Source organism: Verrucomicrobiota bacterium (assembly GCA_016200005.1).
Taxonomy (GTDB): domain Bacteria; phylum Verrucomicrobiota; class Verrucomicrobiia; order Limisphaerales; family PALSA-1396; genus PALSA-1396.
The window spans coordinates 49522-68959 of record JACQFP010000084.1; the positions used below are offsets into that span (position 1 = coordinate 49522).

The 19438-nt window shown below is 56.8% G+C and carries 12 protein-coding genes, 17 tRNA genes and 1 pseudogene; 27 read left to right on the plus strand and 3 right to left on the minus strand.

Annotated elements, in window-relative coordinates:
* Positions 1-49: 49 nt before the first annotated feature.
* The gene (locus HY298_26365; GenBank protein MBI3853782.1) at positions 50-1315 is read right to left on the minus strand and encodes a hypothetical protein; all 1266 of its coding nucleotides are present in this window, start codon (positions 1313-1315) and stop codon (positions 50-52) included.
* Positions 1316-1453: 138 nt separating this feature from the next.
* On the opposite strand from HY298_26365, the gene HY298_26370 reads away from it, so the two are divergent.
* Positions 1454-2728 carry a hypothetical protein gene (locus HY298_26370; protein MBI3853783.1) on the plus strand — a complete coding sequence of 425 codons (1275 nt, stop codon included), beginning with the start codon at positions 1454-1456 and terminating at the stop codon, positions 2726-2728.
* A gap of 72 nt (positions 2729-2800) precedes the next feature.
* On the opposite strand, the gene HY298_26375 is transcribed toward HY298_26370, so the two are convergent.
* The gene (locus HY298_26375; GenBank protein ID MBI3853784.1) at positions 2801-3280 is read right to left on the minus strand and encodes a cupin domain-containing protein; all 480 of its coding nucleotides are present in this window, start codon (positions 3278-3280) and stop codon (positions 2801-2803) included.
* A gap of 11 nt (positions 3281-3291) precedes the next feature.
* Positions 3292-5847, minus strand: coding sequence for a c-type cytochrome (locus HY298_26380; protein ID MBI3853785.1), 2556 nt, complete (start codon positions 5845-5847; stop codon positions 3292-3294).
* Between the two features lie 208 nt (positions 5848-6055).
* Between HY298_26380 and HY298_26385 the strand changes: the two genes are divergently transcribed.
* The 26 genes and pseudogenes from HY298_26385 to HY298_26510 form a co-directional block, all read left to right on the plus strand.
* Entirely contained in the window at positions 6056-6925 is an 870-nt protein-coding gene (locus HY298_26385) for a cobalamin biosynthesis protein CbiX (GenBank protein MBI3853786.1), read from the plus strand.
* Positions 6926-6987: 62 nt separating this feature from the next.
* Positions 6988-7872: a prephenate dehydrogenase/arogenate dehydrogenase family protein gene (locus HY298_26390; protein ID MBI3853787.1), complete on the plus strand. Its 885-nt coding sequence runs from the start codon at positions 6988-6990 to the stop codon at positions 7870-7872.
* A 12-nt stretch (positions 7873-7884) separates the two neighbouring features.
* A complete protein-coding gene (locus HY298_26395; GenBank protein MBI3853788.1) occupies positions 7885-9381 on the plus strand; it encodes a 3-phosphoshikimate 1-carboxyvinyltransferase in 1497 nt (498 codons plus the stop codon).
* 99 nt (positions 9382-9480) lie between these two features.
* On the plus strand, positions 9481-10131 hold the full coding sequence (gene cmk, locus HY298_26400; GenBank protein MBI3853789.1) for a (d)CMP kinase: 651 nt from the start codon (positions 9481-9483) through the stop codon (positions 10129-10131).
* A gap of 121 nt (positions 10132-10252) precedes the next feature.
* Positions 10253-10906, plus strand: coding sequence for a 1-acyl-sn-glycerol-3-phosphate acyltransferase (locus HY298_26405; GenBank protein MBI3853790.1), 654 nt, complete (start codon positions 10253-10255; stop codon positions 10904-10906).
* A gap of 1042 nt (positions 10907-11948) precedes the next feature.
* Positions 11949-12022 (plus strand) — tRNA-Gly (locus HY298_26410).
* 399 nt (positions 12023-12421) lie between these two features.
* Positions 12422-12497, plus strand: a tRNA-Asp gene (locus HY298_26415).
* Between the two features lie 90 nt (positions 12498-12587).
* A tRNA-Pro gene (locus HY298_26420) sits at positions 12588-12662 on the plus strand.
* Positions 12663-12669: 7 nt separating this feature from the next.
* A tRNA-Asn gene (locus tag HY298_26425) sits at positions 12670-12745 on the plus strand.
* Positions 12746-12754: 9 nt separating this feature from the next.
* A tRNA-Arg gene (locus HY298_26430) sits at positions 12755-12830 on the plus strand.
* A 411-nt stretch (positions 12831-13241) separates the two neighbouring features.
* Positions 13242-13688 (plus strand): hypothetical protein, encoded by a 447-nt coding sequence (locus tag HY298_26435; GenBank protein MBI3853791.1) that lies wholly within the window; start codon positions 13242-13244, stop codon positions 13686-13688.
* A 455-nt stretch (positions 13689-14143) separates the two neighbouring features.
* Entirely contained in the window at positions 14144-15361 is a 1218-nt protein-coding gene (locus HY298_26440; GenBank protein ID MBI3853792.1) for an RNA ligase RtcB family protein, read from the plus strand.
* 512 nt (positions 15362-15873) lie between these two features.
* Positions 15874-15949, plus strand: a tRNA-Thr gene (locus tag HY298_26445).
* A 91-nt stretch (positions 15950-16040) separates the two neighbouring features.
* Positions 16041-16115 (plus strand) — tRNA-His (locus HY298_26450).
* 82 nt (positions 16116-16197) lie between these two features.
* Positions 16198-16402, plus strand: a pseudogene (locus tag HY298_26455) (SEC-C domain-containing protein).
* A gap of 81 nt (positions 16403-16483) precedes the next feature.
* A tRNA-Cys gene (locus tag HY298_26460) sits at positions 16484-16558 on the plus strand.
* Between the two features lie 646 nt (positions 16559-17204).
* Positions 17205-17280, plus strand: a tRNA-Arg gene (locus tag HY298_26465).
* 6 nt (positions 17281-17286) lie between these two features.
* Positions 17287-17370, plus strand: a tRNA-Leu gene (locus HY298_26470).
* 88 nt (positions 17371-17458) lie between these two features.
* Positions 17459-17542 (plus strand) — tRNA-Leu (locus tag HY298_26475).
* Positions 17543-17820: 278 nt separating this feature from the next.
* Positions 17821-17894 (plus strand) — tRNA-Gly (locus HY298_26480).
* 180 nt (positions 17895-18074) lie between these two features.
* A tRNA-Glu gene (locus HY298_26485) sits at positions 18075-18152 on the plus strand.
* 5 nt (positions 18153-18157) lie between these two features.
* Positions 18158-18241, plus strand: a tRNA-Leu gene (locus HY298_26490).
* 362 nt (positions 18242-18603) lie between these two features.
* Positions 18604-18680: transfer RNA gene (locus HY298_26495), tRNA-Val, on the plus strand.
* Positions 18681-18687: 7 nt separating this feature from the next.
* Positions 18688-18764, plus strand: a tRNA-Lys gene (locus HY298_26500).
* 6 nt (positions 18765-18770) lie between these two features.
* A tRNA-Gln gene (locus HY298_26505) sits at positions 18771-18844 on the plus strand.
* Positions 18845-19263: 419 nt separating this feature from the next.
* Positions 19264-19438 (plus strand): HNH endonuclease (locus HY298_26510; GenBank protein MBI3853793.1); only part of this gene is annotated, 175 nt, incomplete at its 3' end.

Consider the following 19438-nt stretch of genomic DNA (forward strand, 5'->3'; position numbering starts at 1 on the left):
CGGGAATTGTTATCGTCGAACGACTGCGTTTTTCGACACAACAGCAAAATCAATAATTGTTCTTCTTGTAAGCTCCCATCTCCGGCGCATCCGGATTCACCTCCGGCCCGAAGTAACGTAGCGTCACGAGTGGCTCGGTCTCGCTCGTGTTCTCGAACGTAACACCCGCCTTCGCGCCGTCTTCCGTGCAGAAGTACTCATCCTCGGTCAGTTCCGTGAAGCGAATGAGCTTCGGACTGTTCAGCGGCTGGCCGTTGATCTTGCCAGTGCCTTGCACGCAGATGAGGCCGTAAGCGCCCGTGTCCTTGATTTTGCATTTCACGCCGGGATCGACGGTCAGTTCCTTCGCCGTGAAGAGTTGATCGCCCTCAATCTTGCCATAAACAATCCACCGGTCCACGTAACCGGCCTTGCGTGTGTCGGCCACGGGCACAGGTTCGAGGTAGTGATTGTCCTTGAAGTTCGGATCCACGTTCGCGTCCCAATCGAGTTGGTCCAAGATGAAGTCGAGATCGTGGTGTTTGTCCTTGGGCATGTCCTTCACGAGCAATTCCCACGGCACGTAACGGCCCTCGACCATGCTTTGATACATGCCGAAAACGTCGCTGCCCCATTGCGGCTCGTAAGTGCAGAGCGAGCCGGGCGCGTGGAGAATACACGGCGGAATCAACCAGCCGGTGCCGGGCTTCAAACGATACGCCTTGGAAAGATCGAGAATGCCGTTGTCGCCCTTGTTCCAATCCTCAAGGCATTTGCGCACCTGCGCCTTGGTCGTGCCCGGCTCCAAGCCCATGAACGTGTAGGGAAAATTATTACCGACGTTGTTGTGCTGCGGCGGAAAGTAATAACTCTCCGGTTTGCCTTCCTGTCCGACGAGCTTCGCCTGTTTCGCGTTCTGATGCATGTGATGCGGAATCGGTCCCATGTTGTCGAAGAATTTGGAATAGACCGGCCACTTGGCATACTTCTTCCAGATCGTCTTGCCCACGAGCGCTGCACCGCAATCGGCGACTGCCTGCCGCAAGGTGAATCGCTCCTTGCCGACGACGCAATAACTCAGGCCCTCGTCGGACGCGCGACCTTCATTGGCGGTTTCAGTCGTGGAGGCAAACCAGCGCTCGTCAATGCCGCCTCGATTTGCGCCGTAGGCGTAGGTGTCGTCGGGGTGGAGCTTGATGCGCAGACCAGGCTGGAGAAATGAGCGCGGCACCCAGTTGGGGGTGAGCCGCAGCAATCCTCCCGTGCGCGAAAGTTCGCTTTCGACACGTGGTTTGACATTTTTTGAGACAGTTTTGAGCGCGGTGACTGTGTTCATAGTGGAATGTTTCTATAGGGTTGTGTCTGCATTTTGAAGTTTTTTTTGGTTTTTAATCAGGATTCTCAGCGTCGCACAATATCCATGTCGCGGCGTTAAAATTGCTGCCAAGTTTCACCGCAAGTCGCAATTGCCGCCATGCAAAACTCAAATCAAGGTCTGATTCGATGTGGACTGTTCTTCTGCCTGGGGATCACGGTAACGCTCGTCGGCATGTCGCTGGCGTTTCGTTCGCAGCTTGCCTCGGAACAGTGGCAGAGTTCGCCCCGGCGTGGTGGTCAGGTTCGCCGACCCCAGGTCGAAGAGACAGTGCCCCCGTGGGGACACATCGAATTCCTCAAAATCCCACTGATCAACCCGGATGAATTTTTTCCCGACCGTCCGCTGAGGCTCAAGAAGCCAGAGTGGTTCTTCGAAAACTTTTCTGAAGAGCGACTGCGCGAGTTTCTCCTGGCCTGCGATCTCTCGGCAGCAGAACAGGCGATCCTGTTGGACCATCGATGGTGGAATGCTGTCTCGAATGGCTGCGTCCTCCTGCCACCCACCGAGGTTCTGTGGTCGCTTAATGGTCTGGCGCGCCAACAGATTTATTCCACGCTGGGAAAAAGTCCGCGCAATTACCCGCAGACTTACCCATTTCGCTTTCCGCCCGACGGTCTGGAAAAGCGCTTTAGTGAAAGCAGACTGTCGCGCGCCCGACTCGGGTTGATCCGCAAACTGACATACTCGGACAGTGGGTGCGTTTGTTTTGCTGACCTGCAACTGCTTTGCGGCGTGTTCGCGCCGCGGGAGTTTGCTCAAGCCGTCGCAGCCCTGTATCAAGTGCCGGCGTATCGCCTGCGACTTCGGATGATGCCGGACTCTGACGTGGACAGTCTCGTGAAGTATTGGGGCAAGGGCGGGCGTGAGAAAATCATCAAGCCGTTGCTGGATTCTCTCGCCCATGTGCCCGGCGGCGCTTCCATAAGTGTTTCGAGCCTGCTGCCTCCTTTTGCGCGGTTGAGGCTTTATACGTTTCCCGATTCATGGGATGATCCCACTACGACGAAGGAAGACTGTCTTTTCACCGCCCTGAACTTCTTCAATCGAGCGGCCGACACGAACCTGTTCAACCGCGAATACGCCGGTCAGGTCTTTCATTCCGACTATGTTCGCATCAACGACGAGCCGACCCTGGGTGATCTCGTCGTCCTCTTTAATCCAGCCGGTGAGGCCATCCATTGCTGCGTTTATATCGCGGCTGATTTTGTATTCACGAAAAACGGGATAAACAATCTTCAACCCTGGGTTTTGATGCGGATATCCGACATGACGGCCTGTTACCCTGCTGAACAAGAAGCGCACGTCGTGATCCTGCGTCGCAAGACGGAAATTGAAACAGCCACCATGACTTTGAGTGGAGGGCCGCCTTAAAACTGATCGAGGCCGTGGGCTTTCAAGCAAACCGGCCGGAGAGCAGCAGTTTCACCCAGCATTGCCGAAACCTCACTCCTCACCTTCGTAATAGTCTGCTGCCTTCATCCGGAACGTCGGCGGATCGTCCCAGGAGACGCCCCATTTGTTGGAGTCGGGATAATGATAAAAGTCCGCGGGCGCATTGTTGGCAATGACGTAATACAGCAAGTCCTCCCTGCCGGTGTTGTTGATCTGATGCGGCTCACCGGGCGGATTCATGACGCAATCGCCCGGTTTGAGACTGCGCGTCACCTTGCCGGCGCGGACTTTACCCGTGCCGGAAATGATCAGGTAAAACTCCCATTCCGCGGCGTGACTGTGAAAGGGAAAGTTTTTCGCGCCGGGCGGCATGCGGATCAACTCAACCTCGAACGGCACGCCCGGCGGCAGTTTCGGCCCGGTCTTCGCGCTGCGAAATGCCAGGGCCACATCGCGACGGAAACGGTGATAATCGCCTTTCGGTGATTTGCGTTCAATCCACGGGATGTCGTTGAGGTTGACCTTTTTCATCCGCGACCGCGTCAGTTTTTGGCGCTCTTGAACGCTGGCGCGTTTTCTTTTCCACCCGATTCGAGGTAGGCCAGTAAATCCAAAATCTCTTCCTTCGACAGACCACTCACCAGCCCGGTGGGCATCGGCGAGAGCTTGGACGCCTGCCGTTTTTGAATGTCCGCCTTTGGGATTTCGGCGCGCTCACCCGTCAACGGATTGACGAGCAGCACCACTGCTTTGTCACCTTCTTCCAGAATGCGTCCAGTGACATCCTCGCCGTCCGTCTTAGTGAGCGTCATGTTTTGATACTGTTCTGAAAGCACTTTGGATGGTTCGATGATCGAATCCAGAATGTCGCGACGAGTGAAGCGGCTGGAAATCGCCGTCAGATCCGGACCAACGGCGCCGCCTTCATTGCCGAACCGATGGCAGGTGATGCATTGCGCGGCGGCGAAGGCTTCCTTGCCCTTCGCAAACGAACGGCCTTTGCCCACTTGATCCAGTAACGGCAGCAGGTCATCCATGTTCCATTCCTTGACGAAGGCGCGCGTGGCTGCCGGAGGTTTGACGGCCGTCGATTGAGCGGTGAGGACCGTCGCAAGCCCCGCGCGTTCTTGATCAGTCAAATTTTCGACGGCCTGCCGGCGGAAATTCCCGATGAATTTTGGGAAACTGGAGCCGTCGCTGTAATCGCGTCCAGCGTCCTTGAACCATTGTACCAATTCCGCCGGATGATTCAACCCGGCGCGGCCCTGGTTATACCAACTGAAACAATGCTTGCGCTGTTCCATTGTCCAGCCGGTCTTGAGAGTCCGCAGGCTGAATAGGTAATGAATCTGCTCCTCCTGTGTCGGCGCGGCATCGAGCAACGCCAGCGTCTTCGTCACGACATCCGGTGCTTCCAGATAAATCAACAACTGTGACAACTCGCGATTGAGCGGCCAGCTTTTCGCCGGATATTGACGGTCGAGCTTTTCGGTCGCCAGCTTGACCAGATCATCGGACGGACGGCCTTGGCGGGCGAAGCTGACTTCGATCACGCGAAATTTTTCGAGCTTCTGTGCTTCATCGAGCGAATCGAGTGGAAACTTTTTGAGCGCGCCCAGCAATTCTGCCTGCAACTCCTTTCCGCCATAACGCGCCAGCGCCAGCAGCGCAGTCAGGGCGGCCGTCGGCTTGGTCTCGGTGAGCGCTTTGTCCTTCCACTCGGCAACCGGCTGTGATTCGACCGCGATGCGCGCGGCGTAACGAATGAAGCGGTCGTCGCTGTTCAAGTGCGGCCAGGCAAACGCGACCGCCTTGGGATTCTGGTGACCGTGAAAAGCCTCGAGTTGGTGACGCAAAGCGCGCGCGTCGGCCGCGGATTTCTCGGCACGCAATTCCTCCTTCGATTTCTTCGGCTCGTTGACGCTTTGCCCGACATAGGTCACCCGATAAAGGCCCGACTGGGTTCCGCGTCCGCCGGTCGTGAAATACATCGCGCCGTCCTTGCCAAATTCAAGGTCAGTCACGTTGAGTGGCTTGCCTTGGACAAACGGTTCGAAAGTTCCGACGTAAGTTGCGCCCTTGGGAGTGAGGTGAACCGCGAAGATGCGTCCATAAGACCAATCCATCATGAAGAACGCTTTTTGATATTTCTTCGGGAACTTGCTGTTCGTTCCGAACTTCACGCCCGTCGGCGAGCCGATGCCGATATTGACCACGGGCGGCAAGCTGTCCTCATAATATTCCGGCCACTTGGCTGTGCCCTCGCGGAAACCATTATCGCCGCCGCTCACCAGATGGCACGCGCGGGTTGGTCGATACCACGGCATGCCCCAGTCCCATTCCATGTCGCTGTCGAACCCGAAGAGTTCACCTTCGGAATTGAATGCGATGTCGTAAGTGTTCCGTTCGCCAGACGCGAAGAGTTCCGCGTTCTTGCCGTCGAGGTCCATGCGCAAAACGAAACCGCCGGGTGGTTTCTTGCCCGCGCCAAATCCGTTGCCGTCCTCGGCTCGCGGCAGAACGATGTCGTCGGCGTAGTTTTTGTGCGGCGACGAAGGCAGCAGGTCGGTCGGCACGCCGACGAAGTTACCGCAAACGGTGTAGAGCTTTTTGTCCGGACCCAGCACAATGCCATGCGCGCCGTGTTCACCATTGCCGCCCTGCCATTTCCGCAACAACTCCACGCTGTCGAACTGGTCGTCACCATTGGTGTCGCGCAGGCGGTAGAGGTGGTAGCCTTCATCGCCCTGGCCGTTGACGTACAGACTGTCGTTGGCGTAGAGCAGGCCCATCGCGCCGCGCACAGGCAGATCAATCTTCTCCAGCTTGGCGACGTGGCCGCTGGCGTCGAGGGTCAGGCGCAGCATTGGTTCTTTATTTTGCGGCGAAATAATCAACCGGCCTTTCGGGTCGATCGTCATGCTGACCCACGAGCCTTCGCCGGTCTCGGCTGATTTGAGCAGCTCGACCTTGAAACCGGGCAGCACCGTGAGCGATTCGGCGGGCGTGGCCTCACGCGCGCCAAGCCCGGAAGTCGAGGTGGCGAAAACGAGGATGCCGAGAAAGGCGTTGAGGAGGAGAATTTTGATATGCTTCATAAATTGTCGCAGACGTTTTAGTTCGATCCCATTCAGGAGTTGTTCGTTCAAGATATTTATTGGCAGCGGAAAAGCGCAAGGAGTTTCTTGATTGGTGGGTGAGAGTGATGGGCTGTTGGAGTTCACGCTTCAGCGTGTTCCCGGACAAGCTGACGATTGAACTCCAACGTTACTTGCGCACAGCGTCCACTTGCGTTAACGATTTCATGTGGCAACATATGATTTCTCCGATGCAGCCCTGGTACTGGTGGGCCACGGCTCAACGTTGAATGCTGAATCTGCCGCGCCGACTTATCAACATGCGGACGAGTTGCGGAGGCGCGGTCTTTTCGCGCAAGTGGCCGAATCTTTCTGGAAACTGGAACCCTCCATTGTTGGTGTACTGCGTGGCGTCTTTGCGTCGCGGATCTTCGTCGTGCCGCTGTTCATCAGCGAAGGGTATTTTACGGAAGAGGTCATTCCACGCGAGCTTGGTTTTGCAATTCAAAATTCAAAATGCAAAACTAAAAATTTCCCGCTCGTTCAACAGCGCGGCAGTCAGACGGTTTACTATTGCGGTCCGGTTGGCACTCACGACAGCATGACCAACGTCATCCTCGCCCGCGCACAGGAGATCGTGGCAAAGTTTCCATTTCCGCGCGCGCCGAAACCCGGCGACACGGCGCTGTTCATCGCCGGGCACGGCACCGGCAACAACGAAAACTCCCGCAAAGCCATCGAACGTCAGGTCGAGATCATCCGTGCGCGGAATATTTACGCGGAAGTGCATCCTGTGTTCATGGAGGAAGAGCCGCGCATCGGAGATTGCTACCGGATGGCGTCGGCAAAGAATCTCGTGATGGTGCCGTTTTTCATCAGCGACGGGTTGCATTCATTCGAGGACATTCCGGAAATGCTGGGGGAGCCGGAACAAATCGTGCAGGAGCGGTTGCAAAGCGGCCAGCCCACCTGGCGCAACCCCACGGAGAAACACGGCAAGCTCGTCTGGTATTCGCCCAGCATCGGCAGCGAGCCGCTGATTGCGGAGGTGATTTTGGAGCGCATCCGCGAGTGCGCGAGTATGAAGGCCGGAGGATAGGAGTTGAAAAGGCGGCGTTTTCTATCTTCCATCCTCCATCCTCCACCCTCTATCTTCTTTCCATGCACTGGCAGAAAATCACTTTGATCGGCGTCGGCTTGCTCGGCGGCTCGTTGGGGCTGGCCATCAAGCAGCGTCGCCTCGCCGGCGCAGTGCATGGCTTTGTCCGGCGCAGCGCGAGCATTGCCGAATGTGAAGCGCTCAGGGTGGTGGATCACGCCACGCTTGATCTCCCTCGCGCCGTTGAGAATGCCGATTTGATCATCCTTTGCACGCCGATCGCGCAGATGCGCCCGGTGACGGAACAGATGTTGCCCGTGATCAAACGCGGCGCGATCGTTACTGACGTCGGCAGCGTGAAGGGGAGCGTGATCCAGGAGTTGGAACCGCTCGTGACAAGTGTGGGCGCGCATTTCATCGGCAGTCATCCGATGGCGGGTGCGGAAAAAATGGGCGTGAGCGCCGCCCGCGCCGATCTGTTTGAAAAATCCGTTTGCGTGATCACTCCAACGGCGAATTCGGACGACGCAGCCGTCGGCCAGGTCGAAGAGTTTTGGCGCTCAGTCGGTGCGCGACCGCTTCGACTCACTACCGAGATTCACGACGAACTGGTCAGCCGTTCCAGCCATTTGGCGCACGTCGTGGCAGCGGAACTGGCCAATTACGTCCTCAGCCCGGCACACCCCAAAGAACAGGCGATGCTCTGCGCCAACGGATTTCGCGACACCACGCGCATCGCGTCCGGTTCGCCGGAGATGTGGCGCGATATCGCGCTGGCGAATCGCGAACACCTGGCGCGGGTGCTTGGCGTGTTCATCGAAGATTTGCAGGAGTTCCAAATCGCTTTGAGAGACGGCGACCAGAAACTCATCGCGGAATTCTTTGAAAACGCCAAGCAACGCCGCGATCAATGGTGCGGGCAGGCCGCGTCGTCGTCGCCGGAATGAACACCGCGCTTCATGCCGCTTCCTGATCTCATCGAAATCGTACCGCTCGACAAGCCGGTGCGCGCAGAAATAACCGTGCCCGGCTCGAAGAGCATTACGAACCGCGCGCTGATTCTGGCGGCGTTGGCGGAGGGCGAAGTCACTTTGGAGGGCGCGCTGTGGAGCGAAGACACGCAAGTGATGGTCGAGGCGCTTCGGAAACTTGGCTTTGACGTAAGAGTTGAGGCCGATCCAAACGAGTTCTGCAATCGCACCATTACCGTCACGGGTCTTGGCGGAAAAATTCCGAACGCGGGAACAGCGGAAAAGCCGTTGGAACTTTTTGTGGGCAACGCGGGAACAGCGGCGCGATTTTTGTCCGCGTTGGTTTGTTTGGGGAACGGGGTTTATCGGCTGCACGGCGTTCCTCGAATGCATGATCGGCCGCAGGCAGCGTTGTTCAAAGCATTGCGTGAGCTTGGCTATCGGGTGGATTCGCCGAATGACAGACTGCCGGCGATCATTTTCGGGTGTAGCAGCCGACGTGAGTCGGCTCACTCTTCACAATCTGAAATGAGTCAGAGCCGACTCACGTCGGCTGCTACGAGTGGAGGAGTGCGCTCCTGCACCGTGAGCATCGAGGAGAGTTCGCAATTTGCCTCGGCGTTGTTGCTGTGTTCGAGAATCGGCGGCTGGCAGGTCAAGGTCGTTGGTGAGAATGCCGAGGAATCGCCTTACGTTGCGATGACTGCGAAACTCATCGATGCTTTACCAAACCGTGGCGGCAAATTTCAAATTGAGCCGGACGCTTCCAGCGGAAGCTATTTTTTGGCGGCGGGTCATGCTGAACTGATGGAAAAGTCCGAATTCCACTCTGAGGATGGCTTGCGTCATGAGATGAAATTCACCTCACGGTTGACAGTGCAAATTGTCAACTGGCCTTTTTCAAGCTGGCAGATGGACGAAAGGTTCCTTGAGCATTTCTCTGAAATGGAGAGCAGAACTCGACATTATGCTGCTACGTTCTTTGGACTGAGCGATTCTGAGATCGACGAAATCGTGGCCGAATCGCTGGATCGAGATATTAGGCAGGTCATTTCACGCCGCGATGAATTGGGCGATAGCATTATGACTGCAATTGCGCTCGCGCCGCTTTTAACCGAACCGATTCGCTTCACTGACTTGGGTCGTCTTCGTGTCCAGGAATGCGAGCGCGTCGCCGCCTTGCGTACTGAATTAACCAAGTGCGGCGCGAAGGTCGTCGAGGAAGGCGACACGCTGACGGTTTATCCCTCGCAACTCCACGGCGAGGAAATCGAAACCTACAACGATCATCGCATGGCGATGTGTTTCGCGATTCTGGGATTGAAAGTGCCGGGGATAAAAATCAAAAATCCCGCGTGCGTGAAGAAAACATTCCCGAACTTTTTCCAGAAACTCGCCGCGCCGCCGCCGTCCGGCTTGGGCGCGACGATTCTGGACGCGAAGACCGGGCGGAAATTGGCAGTGGATGAATTATTTGCGGAGTGAGTCTTAATCTTCATCTTTCTCTTAATCTTAATCCCTTACTCGGACTGGGAAGCTTAAGAGAAAGATTAGGATTAAGATTAAGATTTACAGAAACAGCGAATGAAACAACCCGTCGTCATCGCCATTGATGGCACGAGCGCCAGCGGTAAGAGCACCAATGCCAAGCTGGTCGCGAAGGCGCTGGGCTACGTCTATGTCGATACCGGCGCGATGTATCGCACTCTGGCGTGGTATTGTTTGCAAAAGAAAATTGACGTGCATGACGCCAAGGCCGTCGCCAACGCCTGCCGCCGGTGGAAGACCTCGCTGGAGTGTGTCGAAAAAAAAGTTCACCTGCTGGTGGACGGCCATTATCCGGCGGAGGAAATACGCAAGGCGGAAACCAGCGCAGCAGTGCCGCATGTGGCCGCCGTGCCCAAGGTGCGCGAGTGGATGAAGAAAAGACAGCGGGAATGCCTCCAGTTCGGCAACCTGGTGATGGAGGGTCGCGACATTGGTACGAATATTTTTCCGGAAACAGATTTCAAATTCTACCTCGATGCCAGTCTGCAGGAACGCACTCAACGTCGCGCCGCTGAGGGCGTCCAGGAAAACCTGGCGGCGCGCGATCAGCGGGACAGTCAACGCGCGGCCGCGCCGTTGATGATCGCCCTCGGCGCGAAGGTCATCAACAATTCGGGCCTGACGGCGGAACAAACCAGCGGGATGATCATCGCCGAAATCAACAAGCGGCTGGCGCAGCGAACATGACTCAGTTCAGAAGTCAGAGGTCAGAGGGCGGAAGTCAGACACGAGACCGTCGTTTTTCCAATTCCGAGTTCTGGCTTCTGGCTTCAGACCTCCGGCCTCCCGCCTCCGACCGCCGAATCAAATGAATCCCAGTTACTTCATCGGCTGGTGTTTTTTTCGTCTTCTGTTCGCCACTTATTTTCGGTGTCGCTTTTGCAATCCGGAGCGCGTGCCGTTGCAGGGGCCGGTCATTCTGGCGGCCAATCACGCGAGCTATATCGACCCGCCGCTGATTGGTTCTGGGTTGAAGCGCTCGATCAATTACCTAGCGCGCGAAAATCTTTTCCGCTTTCCGGTGGTTGGCGCCGTTCTGCGGTCGTGGCAGGTCGTGCCGGTGGATCGGGACGGTGGTGGTGCGAAGGGGTTGAAAGCCATTCTCGATCGGTTGCTGGCGGGGGGCGCCATCATCGTGTTTCCAGAAGGAACGCGGACGCGCGACGGCCAATTGCAACCTGCGCGTTCGGGCATTGGATTAACGGTGATCAAATCGAGCGCACCGGTCGTGCCGGTGCGGGTATTCGGAACTTACGAAGCTTTCGGACGACACCTGCATGTTCCACGACCGTATCGAATGACAGTGAAGTACGGCCAACCGATGATGTTTGGAAAACTGCGCGCCGAGGCGAAAACCTGTTCCAAAGCGCGCCTTAAAGAGATTTATCAGCAGGTCGCTGATGAGATCATGGCAACCATTGCGAAACTCGAGCCGCACGCGGACAAGGCGCAATTTCCGTAGGCGCATTCCCAGGAACTTCGGCCGCGTGGCAGCCGCCAAGGTAACGCGGCGGACGCTGCGCGAGGCGACATGGGTGACCCGCCCCTTTCACCTCGGCGAGACTGTGAAAACCCTTTTCGATCGCGATTCCGCTCGCCATTGTCTCAATCGTATCGTCCCGGGAAGAGCACCCGTAACGTTGGTCCGTCATGCGCCCGCGCCAACCTTCGTCAGATACACCTTGTTCCCAAGCCCAAGCCGCCATCACCAACAGCCTGCCGATGCGTGCCACTAATTGCATCAACCGATGCGGATATGTGAATTCAAGATTCTGTCGCCCCCAAAAGTATAAGTTGAATGTAACCTTCTCCCGTGTTATACGTCTCATCAGTTCGATGAAAACTTGCTTACACATATCAGCCACGAGTTGGCCGACCATGGCGGTCGCGAAAGCGACACGGCATAGCCGGTATAACCCGGGTTGTGCGTTTAGCCTGGGACTATCCTCGGCACCAATCGGGCAACGCCCCGAAGGTAATTTGGATAGACTCGGTGTAGGCAGGTTCTGAAGAACGACGAAAGATTTCTCTCACCCTGCTTACCGCAAAGTAAGCAGGGTTTTTTGTTTCCCTGAAACTGACGGTGAATGGCAGCGACCAAAGGTGAACGACTTGTGAACGATAACAAAGTGACGTCTTGATGATGTCTGACAGTGCCAAACGAATTCAGGCGCAGGAATGCCGAGGCGTTCCACCGATGGGCTGTACCCATCGCAAGCGAAGACGCGCGCCGGGATCGTTTGAAACACTTTTACAATTCAAGGGCTTCGGAGGAGGTGTGCCCCTAAACACCGAAACAACCGCCGTGAAACCGCGGGCTGGGATCGAATAGATCGCCAGGAGGTGTTTGTTCTTTGTTGAAATTGCATGGGCCGGGAGCGCGAATGCTCCCGGCCCTTTTTACTTTCAGTTGAAAGTGAACGTTGAGCGTTGATAGGCCGGACAGCACGAAATTGCTTCTGCTGAATCTCTCAACTCTCAACCATTAACTATCAACCAACAAAGCGGTTGTGATTTAACAGCAGAATGGCTTCCCGCCACGGAGCATGTCCGGGTGCAACTCCCGGCAACCGCACCAAATCATTTACGATTTCGGATTTGCGATTGACGATTTTCCCCACAGGCCGCGCACCAGCTTGTGCAGCAGAGTCTCCAAAGCTCAGCCCACTCGGGGCAGCACCGAGGCGGCCTGCCAAATCGAAAATCTTAAGTTCCCTTGGGGGTCGTGGCAGACAAGCAATGCTCTTGCCCTGCAAGCAAGCTCATGCGGGAGCGTTACCCGCCGACTCCACCATTTCACCGCCGGAAACTCGACCAATGCACATAGAGAAGCCTCATAAACTTCTTCAGGTGGGTGTGACTCCCACTCCCGCTACCAATTCCCGGGAAGTGATCCGGCTGCCGGTCTGTAAAACCGGTGTCTTCAAACAAGCTGGAAGCGACGACTGGAGCGTTACCAGCACTTCCCACCATTTCTGGACTCGTAGCTCAACCAGTAGAGCGCCCCGTTGTCTGCGGGAAGGCTGAGGGTGCAAGTCCCTTCGGGTCCGCCAATTTCAAATCTTACCGCGATGCCAATGATCAGGGTTTGTGGCTTCGCGATCCTCCGCTCCGACGACTGCTTCTCAGTTCGTCGGGGCAACCAGCGCGTGGTGTAGCAGCAACATGCTCGGCCTGGAACCGAGGGACCGCAGGTGCAAGTCCTGCCGCGCTGACCAATTTCATTGCTCAGTGGGATAACGAGTAGTCCACCTGCCTGTTAAGCAGGATGGTGCTGGTGCGAATCCAGCCTGAGCAGCCAATTTCAAATGCTCGCGTAGCTCAATTACCAGAGCGCGACGCTTCTAACGTCGGAGATGAAGGTGGGAGTCCTTCCGCGAGTGCCAATCGTAAATCGTAAATCTGAAATCGTAAATTCCATGGAAGGCAGGCAGATATAAGCTGGCTGCACCTGTCTCGAAAACAGGATCGGCATCCCCGAGGTCGGAGCGTTACCGACGCCTTCCGCCATTTACCAACCCTTAACGAAAGGAAATTCCATGAAACCCTTACTCCGTTACCAAAGCCAATTGCTCTTTCGCAAGAGCTACAAACCAAATCGTGTCCTCCGAATCCGCCCGGTGAAATTGAATTTCGTATTTCGTCCGGTCCGCTTCGGACTGAAACCAAAAATCAAAACTGTCCCGTAGCTCAAAAGCAGAGCGCTCGCCTGATAAGCGAGCGACCGCGGAGCGTTACCGCGCGGGACAACCAATTGTAAACCCCAAAACCGAAATCTGAAAACCGAAAGGACTCCCATGAAGATCGCCAAGGCACTCAAGTTGAAGAACCAACTGGCGGGCGAAGTCGCCCAGTTGAAGGACTTGCTCGCCAAGCAGAACGTCCGCAGCACCAAGCAGAAGTTCGACTACGACAGCCGCGAAGTCCTCGCGCGTCTGCGCGCCAAACTCGACGAGTTGATCAACGTCAAGGCCGCGATCGCCGCCGCCAACGTGGAAGTCTATCAAAAGATCTTCCGCCTGGCCGAGCTCAAAGGCGTCGTGACCACGTTGACCAGCCTTGACACCAAGGCCGGCGTGTTCCACGAGGGCGGCCGCTTCGGCGAGCCGGCGTACGAAGTCGAATACGTCGCCCAGCTTGGCAAGGTGGACGTGGACCAGCATGTCGCGGAGTTGAAGAACGAAATCCAGGCGCTGCAAGACGCGCTGGACGAATTCAACTTCACGCACGCGGTGAGCGCCTGATTCGCCGTGTCAACGCATCGGACAAGTCTGTGTTGCATATGCAACATAAACTTGTCCCGGCGTGGTTTAGTCATTTTCGTGCGCAGTGGTGGAGGCGGGACGGAGTGGAAGCTGTTGTCGCACGCCCGCCTGGGCGTGTTCGCTCGCCAAAAGCGAGCAACCCACCGCTAATGGGTCAGGCTGATGCCGATGCCGAGCGTCAAACCGCACCGGTCAATCCGCTCAAATCGCACGCTTCAAGCCGGAAGGCGCAAGCCTTTTGACGGCCTCCACAATGTTCTTCCGACGCCGCTGCGCACATTCCCCCGAGTAGCTGAGGCAGATTAGCGCCTCGCTGAAGCCGAGGAGACGTTGGCGCGATACCAACTTCGGGGGCCAATTCAGTCGAGGGTCGCTGGTTGAGAGTTGAGAGACTCGAACCCGGCGCCTCTCGATTTATTTAACCCTCAACACAAATGAACTCTCAACTTCTCTCCGTTCAGGTGCGCCTTTTCGCCTCGGCCCAAAGCCGGATCGAAGGCGAAGCGGTACGCCAACTCTATGCCACCGCGAAACTCGACGGTGTTCGACTCGCAGTCGGCTTCCCGGATTTGCACCCTGGCAAAGGCTCACCGGTCGGTGCGGCATTCGTGACCGAAGGTGTGATCTACCCGCACCTTATCGGTGGTGATATCGGTTGCGGCATGGCGTTGTTCAAAACGGACCTCGTCCGTCGTGACGCCAAGCTCGACCGCTGGGCCAGGCTGGCGTTCAATCTCGAGCACCCGTGGGATGAGTTCATCAGCGATTTCCTCGGTGAACACGATCTTGAATCCACGGAGTTCGATTCGGCGCTCGGCACCATCGGACGTGGCAATCACTTCGCCGAGTTGCAAACTGTAGAGAAGGTTCTCGATGCGCGCGAGTTCAAGAAGGTCGGTCTCGGCAAACAGCAACTCGTCGTGCTTGTTCACAGTGGTTCACGTGGATTGGGTGAATCCATCCTGCGCGCTCATGTGGATCAACACCTCGGCGAAGGGGTGGAGGCGGGTTCCTTCGCCGCGGAAGAGTATCTCCGCGGTTACGACTTCGCCGTCCGCTGGGCCAAGGCGAACCGCGAACTCATCGCACGCCGCTTCGTTGCGACTCTTGGGGTGGAAGCCGAATGCCTCTGGGACGGCTGCCACAACTGCATCACGCGTATGTCTCGTAGCAGCCGATGTGAATCGGCTCAAACTTCCTCCCGGTCTGATTGGAGCGGACTAACGTCCGCTGCTACACCAAACGAGGATGGAGGTTTGAACGATTGTTGGCTTCACCGCAAAGGCGCGGTCGCCGCGGATGGCGAACTCGTCGTCATCCCCGGCTCCCGCGGCTCGTTGAGCTACCTCGTGAAACCGATTGGCGATGGCGAAAGTCGCGCCTGGTCGCTGGCCCACGGCGCCGGTCGCGAGTGGGCACGCAGCGAGACTCGCCAGCGGATGCGCCAACGCTTCGGCATGCAGCAGTTGTTGCAGACCCCGCTCGGCGGCCGCGTCATCTGCGAAGAGCGCGACTTGCTCTACGAAGAAGCGCCCGCCGCTTACAAAAACATCGAGGCGGTCATCGCCGACCTTGTGGATGCCGATCTCGTGTCGGTAATTGCCACGTTGCGGCCATTGCTTACTTACAAGACACGCAAGTTGCGGCGATGAAAACTCCAAACCCCAAGCTCCAAGCTCCAGAGAAGTTCGAAGCATCAAACTCCAAGTATGCAATCGTGCGGCGCTGGAGTCTTGGAGCCAGGTTCTTGGAGTTTCTTGGAGTTTGGATGTTGGTGCTTGGAATTTTAAGTCCGTCCGTGAATGCAAAGCAGCTCGAGCGACCGGCCCTTCAAGCCGGGCCTAATCGGTGCGAGTCCGATCACGGATACCATTTGAAGGAGTTGATGGTTGCTGGTTGAAAGTTGAGAGCAACGTGCAGCCGCGCCCAGCCGGGTTCTTTCTTTCAACCCTCAACTTTCAACTCCCAACTATTTCCACGCTCTCAAGGTGTAATCAGTTTCTGCACGCCGCTCTGCGAAGGCGGAAGTTCGTGGTGCAAATCCACGTGAGAGCACCAGTTTCCGAAGTTGATCGTTGATGGTTGAGAGTTGAGAGAAGGACGCCGGCAGTTTTTGTGCGTTCTGGTCTATCAACCATCCACTCTCAACCGTCAACCAGTCTTAGCCCCCGTGCCTCAGCAGCTACAGGGCGAGTTTCGTAAACTCGTATTCGTCGGTGCGAGTCCGACCAGGGGCTCCAGTTTGGAAGAAGTCGAGGGTTGTGTGACCCAATGATGCAGGCGGCTTGGCAGTTTTCTCTCAACTCTCAACCACGTACCCTCAACGAGTTTCAGGATTGTGGTGTAACAGCAGCATCTTCGCCCGTGAAGCGAACGGTCCGGGTGCGAATCCCGGCTTCCTGACCAAATGTGACACCAACCATAACCCATAACCCCGGAGGTCGTATGGCAAATCAAACGTTCGATCAAGACAGTCCGTTTTTTCGAGATCAGCAGCAAACGGCGGAAAGGTTTTCCATCCGAAACGCAGGTCAAACGTGGACTGCGCGTCGTGCATGGAGACAAGGAACTGCATGAGCAACTCGGACGCAGTGATCTGTACCCATGCGGCTCTGGACGCAGCTTTCAAGAACTGCTGTCTCCGCTCCGGTCGCTACGACGGCAGCCGCCGCGACCACTACCTCCGCGACTGAAATGGCGGCTTGGCAGCGGAAACACGGGCTTTGTCCGTCACTGGCGGAAGTGAGCGCTTCCGCGTGCTCCTTCGAGTTTTCATCCCGTTGGCCGAGCAGTTCAGGCGGCGGCCTGCAAAGCCGCAAAGGCTGGTGCGATTCCAGTACGGGATTCCATTTGAATCGTAGCAGCCGACGTGAGTCGGCTCATTCTTTCCAGCAGCGGTTGAAATCAGAGCGGACTCACGTCCGCTGCTACGGGCTCGGCGGCGGCGCTTGAGTTTGTGCGCGGCGCGGACGGTGGTGCCCGCCGGTCGCGGGCATGAAAATGGCGAAGCAATGTCACAAGGAGATTGGCGCTCCCGCAAGCGGGATTAAGATTCGTTTAGCGAAAAGTCCTGACGCCCCGGACAAGGATCTCTAAACCGGTACTTGGACCCGTGCATATTGCTTCGCCGGGATAATCTCTACGCCGGTCGCCGGAAAGGGCAAGCATGAGTTATTCACAATGGCCGACATCGGGATGCGACGTGAGCCTTTCCCTCAACCGTCAACTCCCAACCCTCAACTATTTCATCGGGCATAAGTGTTGAGAGACACACGCCGGTCTTCCAAACCGGAGTAGAGAGAGCGTTACTCTCATGCCCGACCATTCACGCGACGCGAAATCCCGGTGCCGGTCAGGACTTCATCCCGATTCGGAATCGGGACGGCGGTTCAACTCCGCCTTCGTGTCGCGATTGGGTTGCAAGCATTGCAGCGATGCAGCGGTCTCTTAAACCGCAGAGCACGGGGCAGCACCGTGGCGACCCACCATTTCCGCGCATCCGTGGTGAAACTATTATCATCCTCCGCTTCGAACGGAGAGTTTGCAGGCGGGAGTCCTGCCGGATGCGCCAATTCATGGGCATGTGGTTCAACCCGAATAGCAGAGGGTCCAGACTCAGAATCTGGCAGCCTTGGGGGTGCAAGTCCCTTCATGCCCACCATTTCACGGCGACTGGCTTCAGCGGGAACAGCAGACCCCGGCGACTTAAAATTGCCGAGCCTTCCGGGTGCAAGTCCCGGGTCGCCGACCGGCGTGTGGTTTATCGGGAACAGCAGACCGGTTCGACTCAAGATCGAACAGCCTTGGGAGTGCAAGTCTCCCCACGCCGACCAATTTGGAATGTCAACCGGACGAGCGAGCCGGGCTTCGATGCTAACGAATGCGTCCTTCTTTTTGGAGGATGTGGTGCAAGCCCACGGCATTCCGCCATTCACGCGCGCGTAGTTCAAAGAGAACCGTCCGTTTTATAAGCGGAGTCGCACTAGATGAGTGCCGAGTTCCGGAGCGTTACCGGACGCGCGTACCAATTTTCGTCCCCATAGCTCAAAGCATCAGAGCGGACGCGTCCTAAACGTCAGGTTGTCGGCGAGAATCCGACTGGGGACACCACGCGGGTGCGGTTCAACAGCAGAATGCGGCCGCGCCAAGGCCGATACGACGGTGCGATTCCGTTCACCCGCTCCACTTGCGGGGGCGTAGCTCATCAGCAGAGCGCTCGTTTGACATGAAAGAGGTAAAGCGGGCAGCACGCTTCGCTCCCACCATTTCAAAGAAGTTGATAGTCGGTAGTCGAGGGTTGAGAGACAATGTCAGGTATCGCCTTTCGGTCACTCAACCATCAACCCTCAACCCTCAACTAAACAAGTCCCTGTGGTGTAGTTCAGTCAACATGCCTGCCTCTCATGCAGGAGATCACCGGAGCGAAGCCGGTCAGGGACGCCAATTACCGGCGCGTGGTTCACGGGGAACAGCAGACCCACCTGACTCAGAATCAGGCAGCCTTGGACGTGCAAGTCGTCTCGCGCCGACCATCTTCGTTGCCCTCAAAGCATTGTGAGCGATGCATTCGCTCGGTAAGCGAATCAGTCCGGTGCAACTCCGGGTGAGGGCTCCATTTGTTCGCCGTCGGCAAGCATCGCAGTCGAGCCAGCGCTCAAGTGGGTTTCATAAGCCCGCTGTGTCCGGGGCAGCACCGGAGATTGCGACCATTTAGCGCCTCCACGCAGCAGCCTGCGGATTTCTTTTGTAAGGAATTCCTGCCGGAGCAGCACCGGCTGGAGGATCCGCTCTTGGTTGATTGTTGATAGTTGAGAGTTGAAAAACCGAACGCGAAAGGCGCTTGCTCACGTTTGATTCCATCAACCATCAACTCTCAACCCGCAACTGCCCTTCTGCTCACGTAGTGCCACCAGCACAGACACGACGTCGACAGCGTCGCCAGTGCAGGTACGAATCCTGCCGCGAGCACCAATTTCACGGAGTCGAAGCCACAGCAGACCGGCACCGGACTTTTAATCCGGCATGGTGAGGTTGCAACTACCTCCGGCTCCACCAACCCCTTGCCTCGTGGTGTAACAGCAGCATGCCGGGCTTTGACCCCGACGGTCTTGGTGCGAATCCAAGCGAGGCAGCCAATTTACAGTGCGGAGGGACGGGTGCGGAGTGCGGAGTGGCTACCTTCGAAGCGGGCCAGTGTCGCGGGGGGTTTTATTCCGCACTCCGCATTTCGAAATCCGCATTCAAAACGCTCGGTGGTGAAATAGCATCACGTCTGGCCTACACCCAGAAATCGAGGGGGCAGAACCTTCCCGAGCGACCATTGCCTCGTCGCATAATCAGGAGTGCGCCGGTCTCTGACACCGGAGGACTCGGAGCAAAACCGGGCGAGGCAACCATTTTAATTTTCGATTTGCGATTGCGGATTTGGGATTTCAAACCGAACAACAAAGAACAAACACCTATTGCGTGAAACGTGAAGCGTGATGCGTGAATTCGCCCGTGCGCGGCTCTGTGAATCAGGGATCACGTTTCACGCATCACGTATCACGAGTTTATGTCCGACATTCTGAACAAGGCAATTGTGCTTGTGCTCAACCGCAACTGGCAGGCGATCAACATTCGCACGCCGCAGGAGGCGTTCTGCATGATGGCCACCAACGTGGCCACGGCGCTCGATATCGAGAGCGAGAGCCACATCCGTCCCGTGACGTGGGACGAATGGCTCACGC

Coding starts and splice junctions, on each gene's coding strand:
- HY298_26365 (MBI3853782.1), bottom strand. CDS start 1,315: ATGAACACAGTCACCGCGCTCAAAACTGTCTCAAAAAATGTCAAACCA.
- HY298_26370 (MBI3853783.1), top strand. CDS start 1,454: ATGCAAAACTCAAATCAAGGTCTGATTCGATGTGGACTGTTCTTCTGC.
- HY298_26375 (MBI3853784.1), bottom strand. CDS start 3,280: ATGAAAAAGGTCAACCTCAACGACATCCCGTGGATTGAACGCAAATCA.
- HY298_26380 (MBI3853785.1), bottom strand. CDS start 5,847: ATGAAGCATATCAAAATTCTCCTCCTCAACGCCTTTCTCGGCATCCTC.
- HY298_26390 (MBI3853787.1), top strand. CDS start 6,988: ATGCACTGGCAGAAAATCACTTTGATCGGCGTCGGCTTGCTCGGCGGC.
- HY298_26395 (MBI3853788.1), top strand. CDS start 7,885: ATGCCGCTTCCTGATCTCATCGAAATCGTACCGCTCGACAAGCCGGTG.
- cmk (MBI3853789.1), top strand. CDS start 9,481: ATGAAACAACCCGTCGTCATCGCCATTGATGGCACGAGCGCCAGCGGT.
- HY298_26405 (MBI3853790.1), top strand. CDS start 10,253: ATGAATCCCAGTTACTTCATCGGCTGGTGTTTTTTTCGTCTTCTGTTC.
- HY298_26435 (MBI3853791.1), top strand. CDS start 13,242: ATGAAGATCGCCAAGGCACTCAAGTTGAAGAACCAACTGGCGGGCGAA.
- HY298_26440 (MBI3853792.1), top strand. CDS start 14,144: ATGAACTCTCAACTTCTCTCCGTTCAGGTGCGCCTTTTCGCCTCGGCC.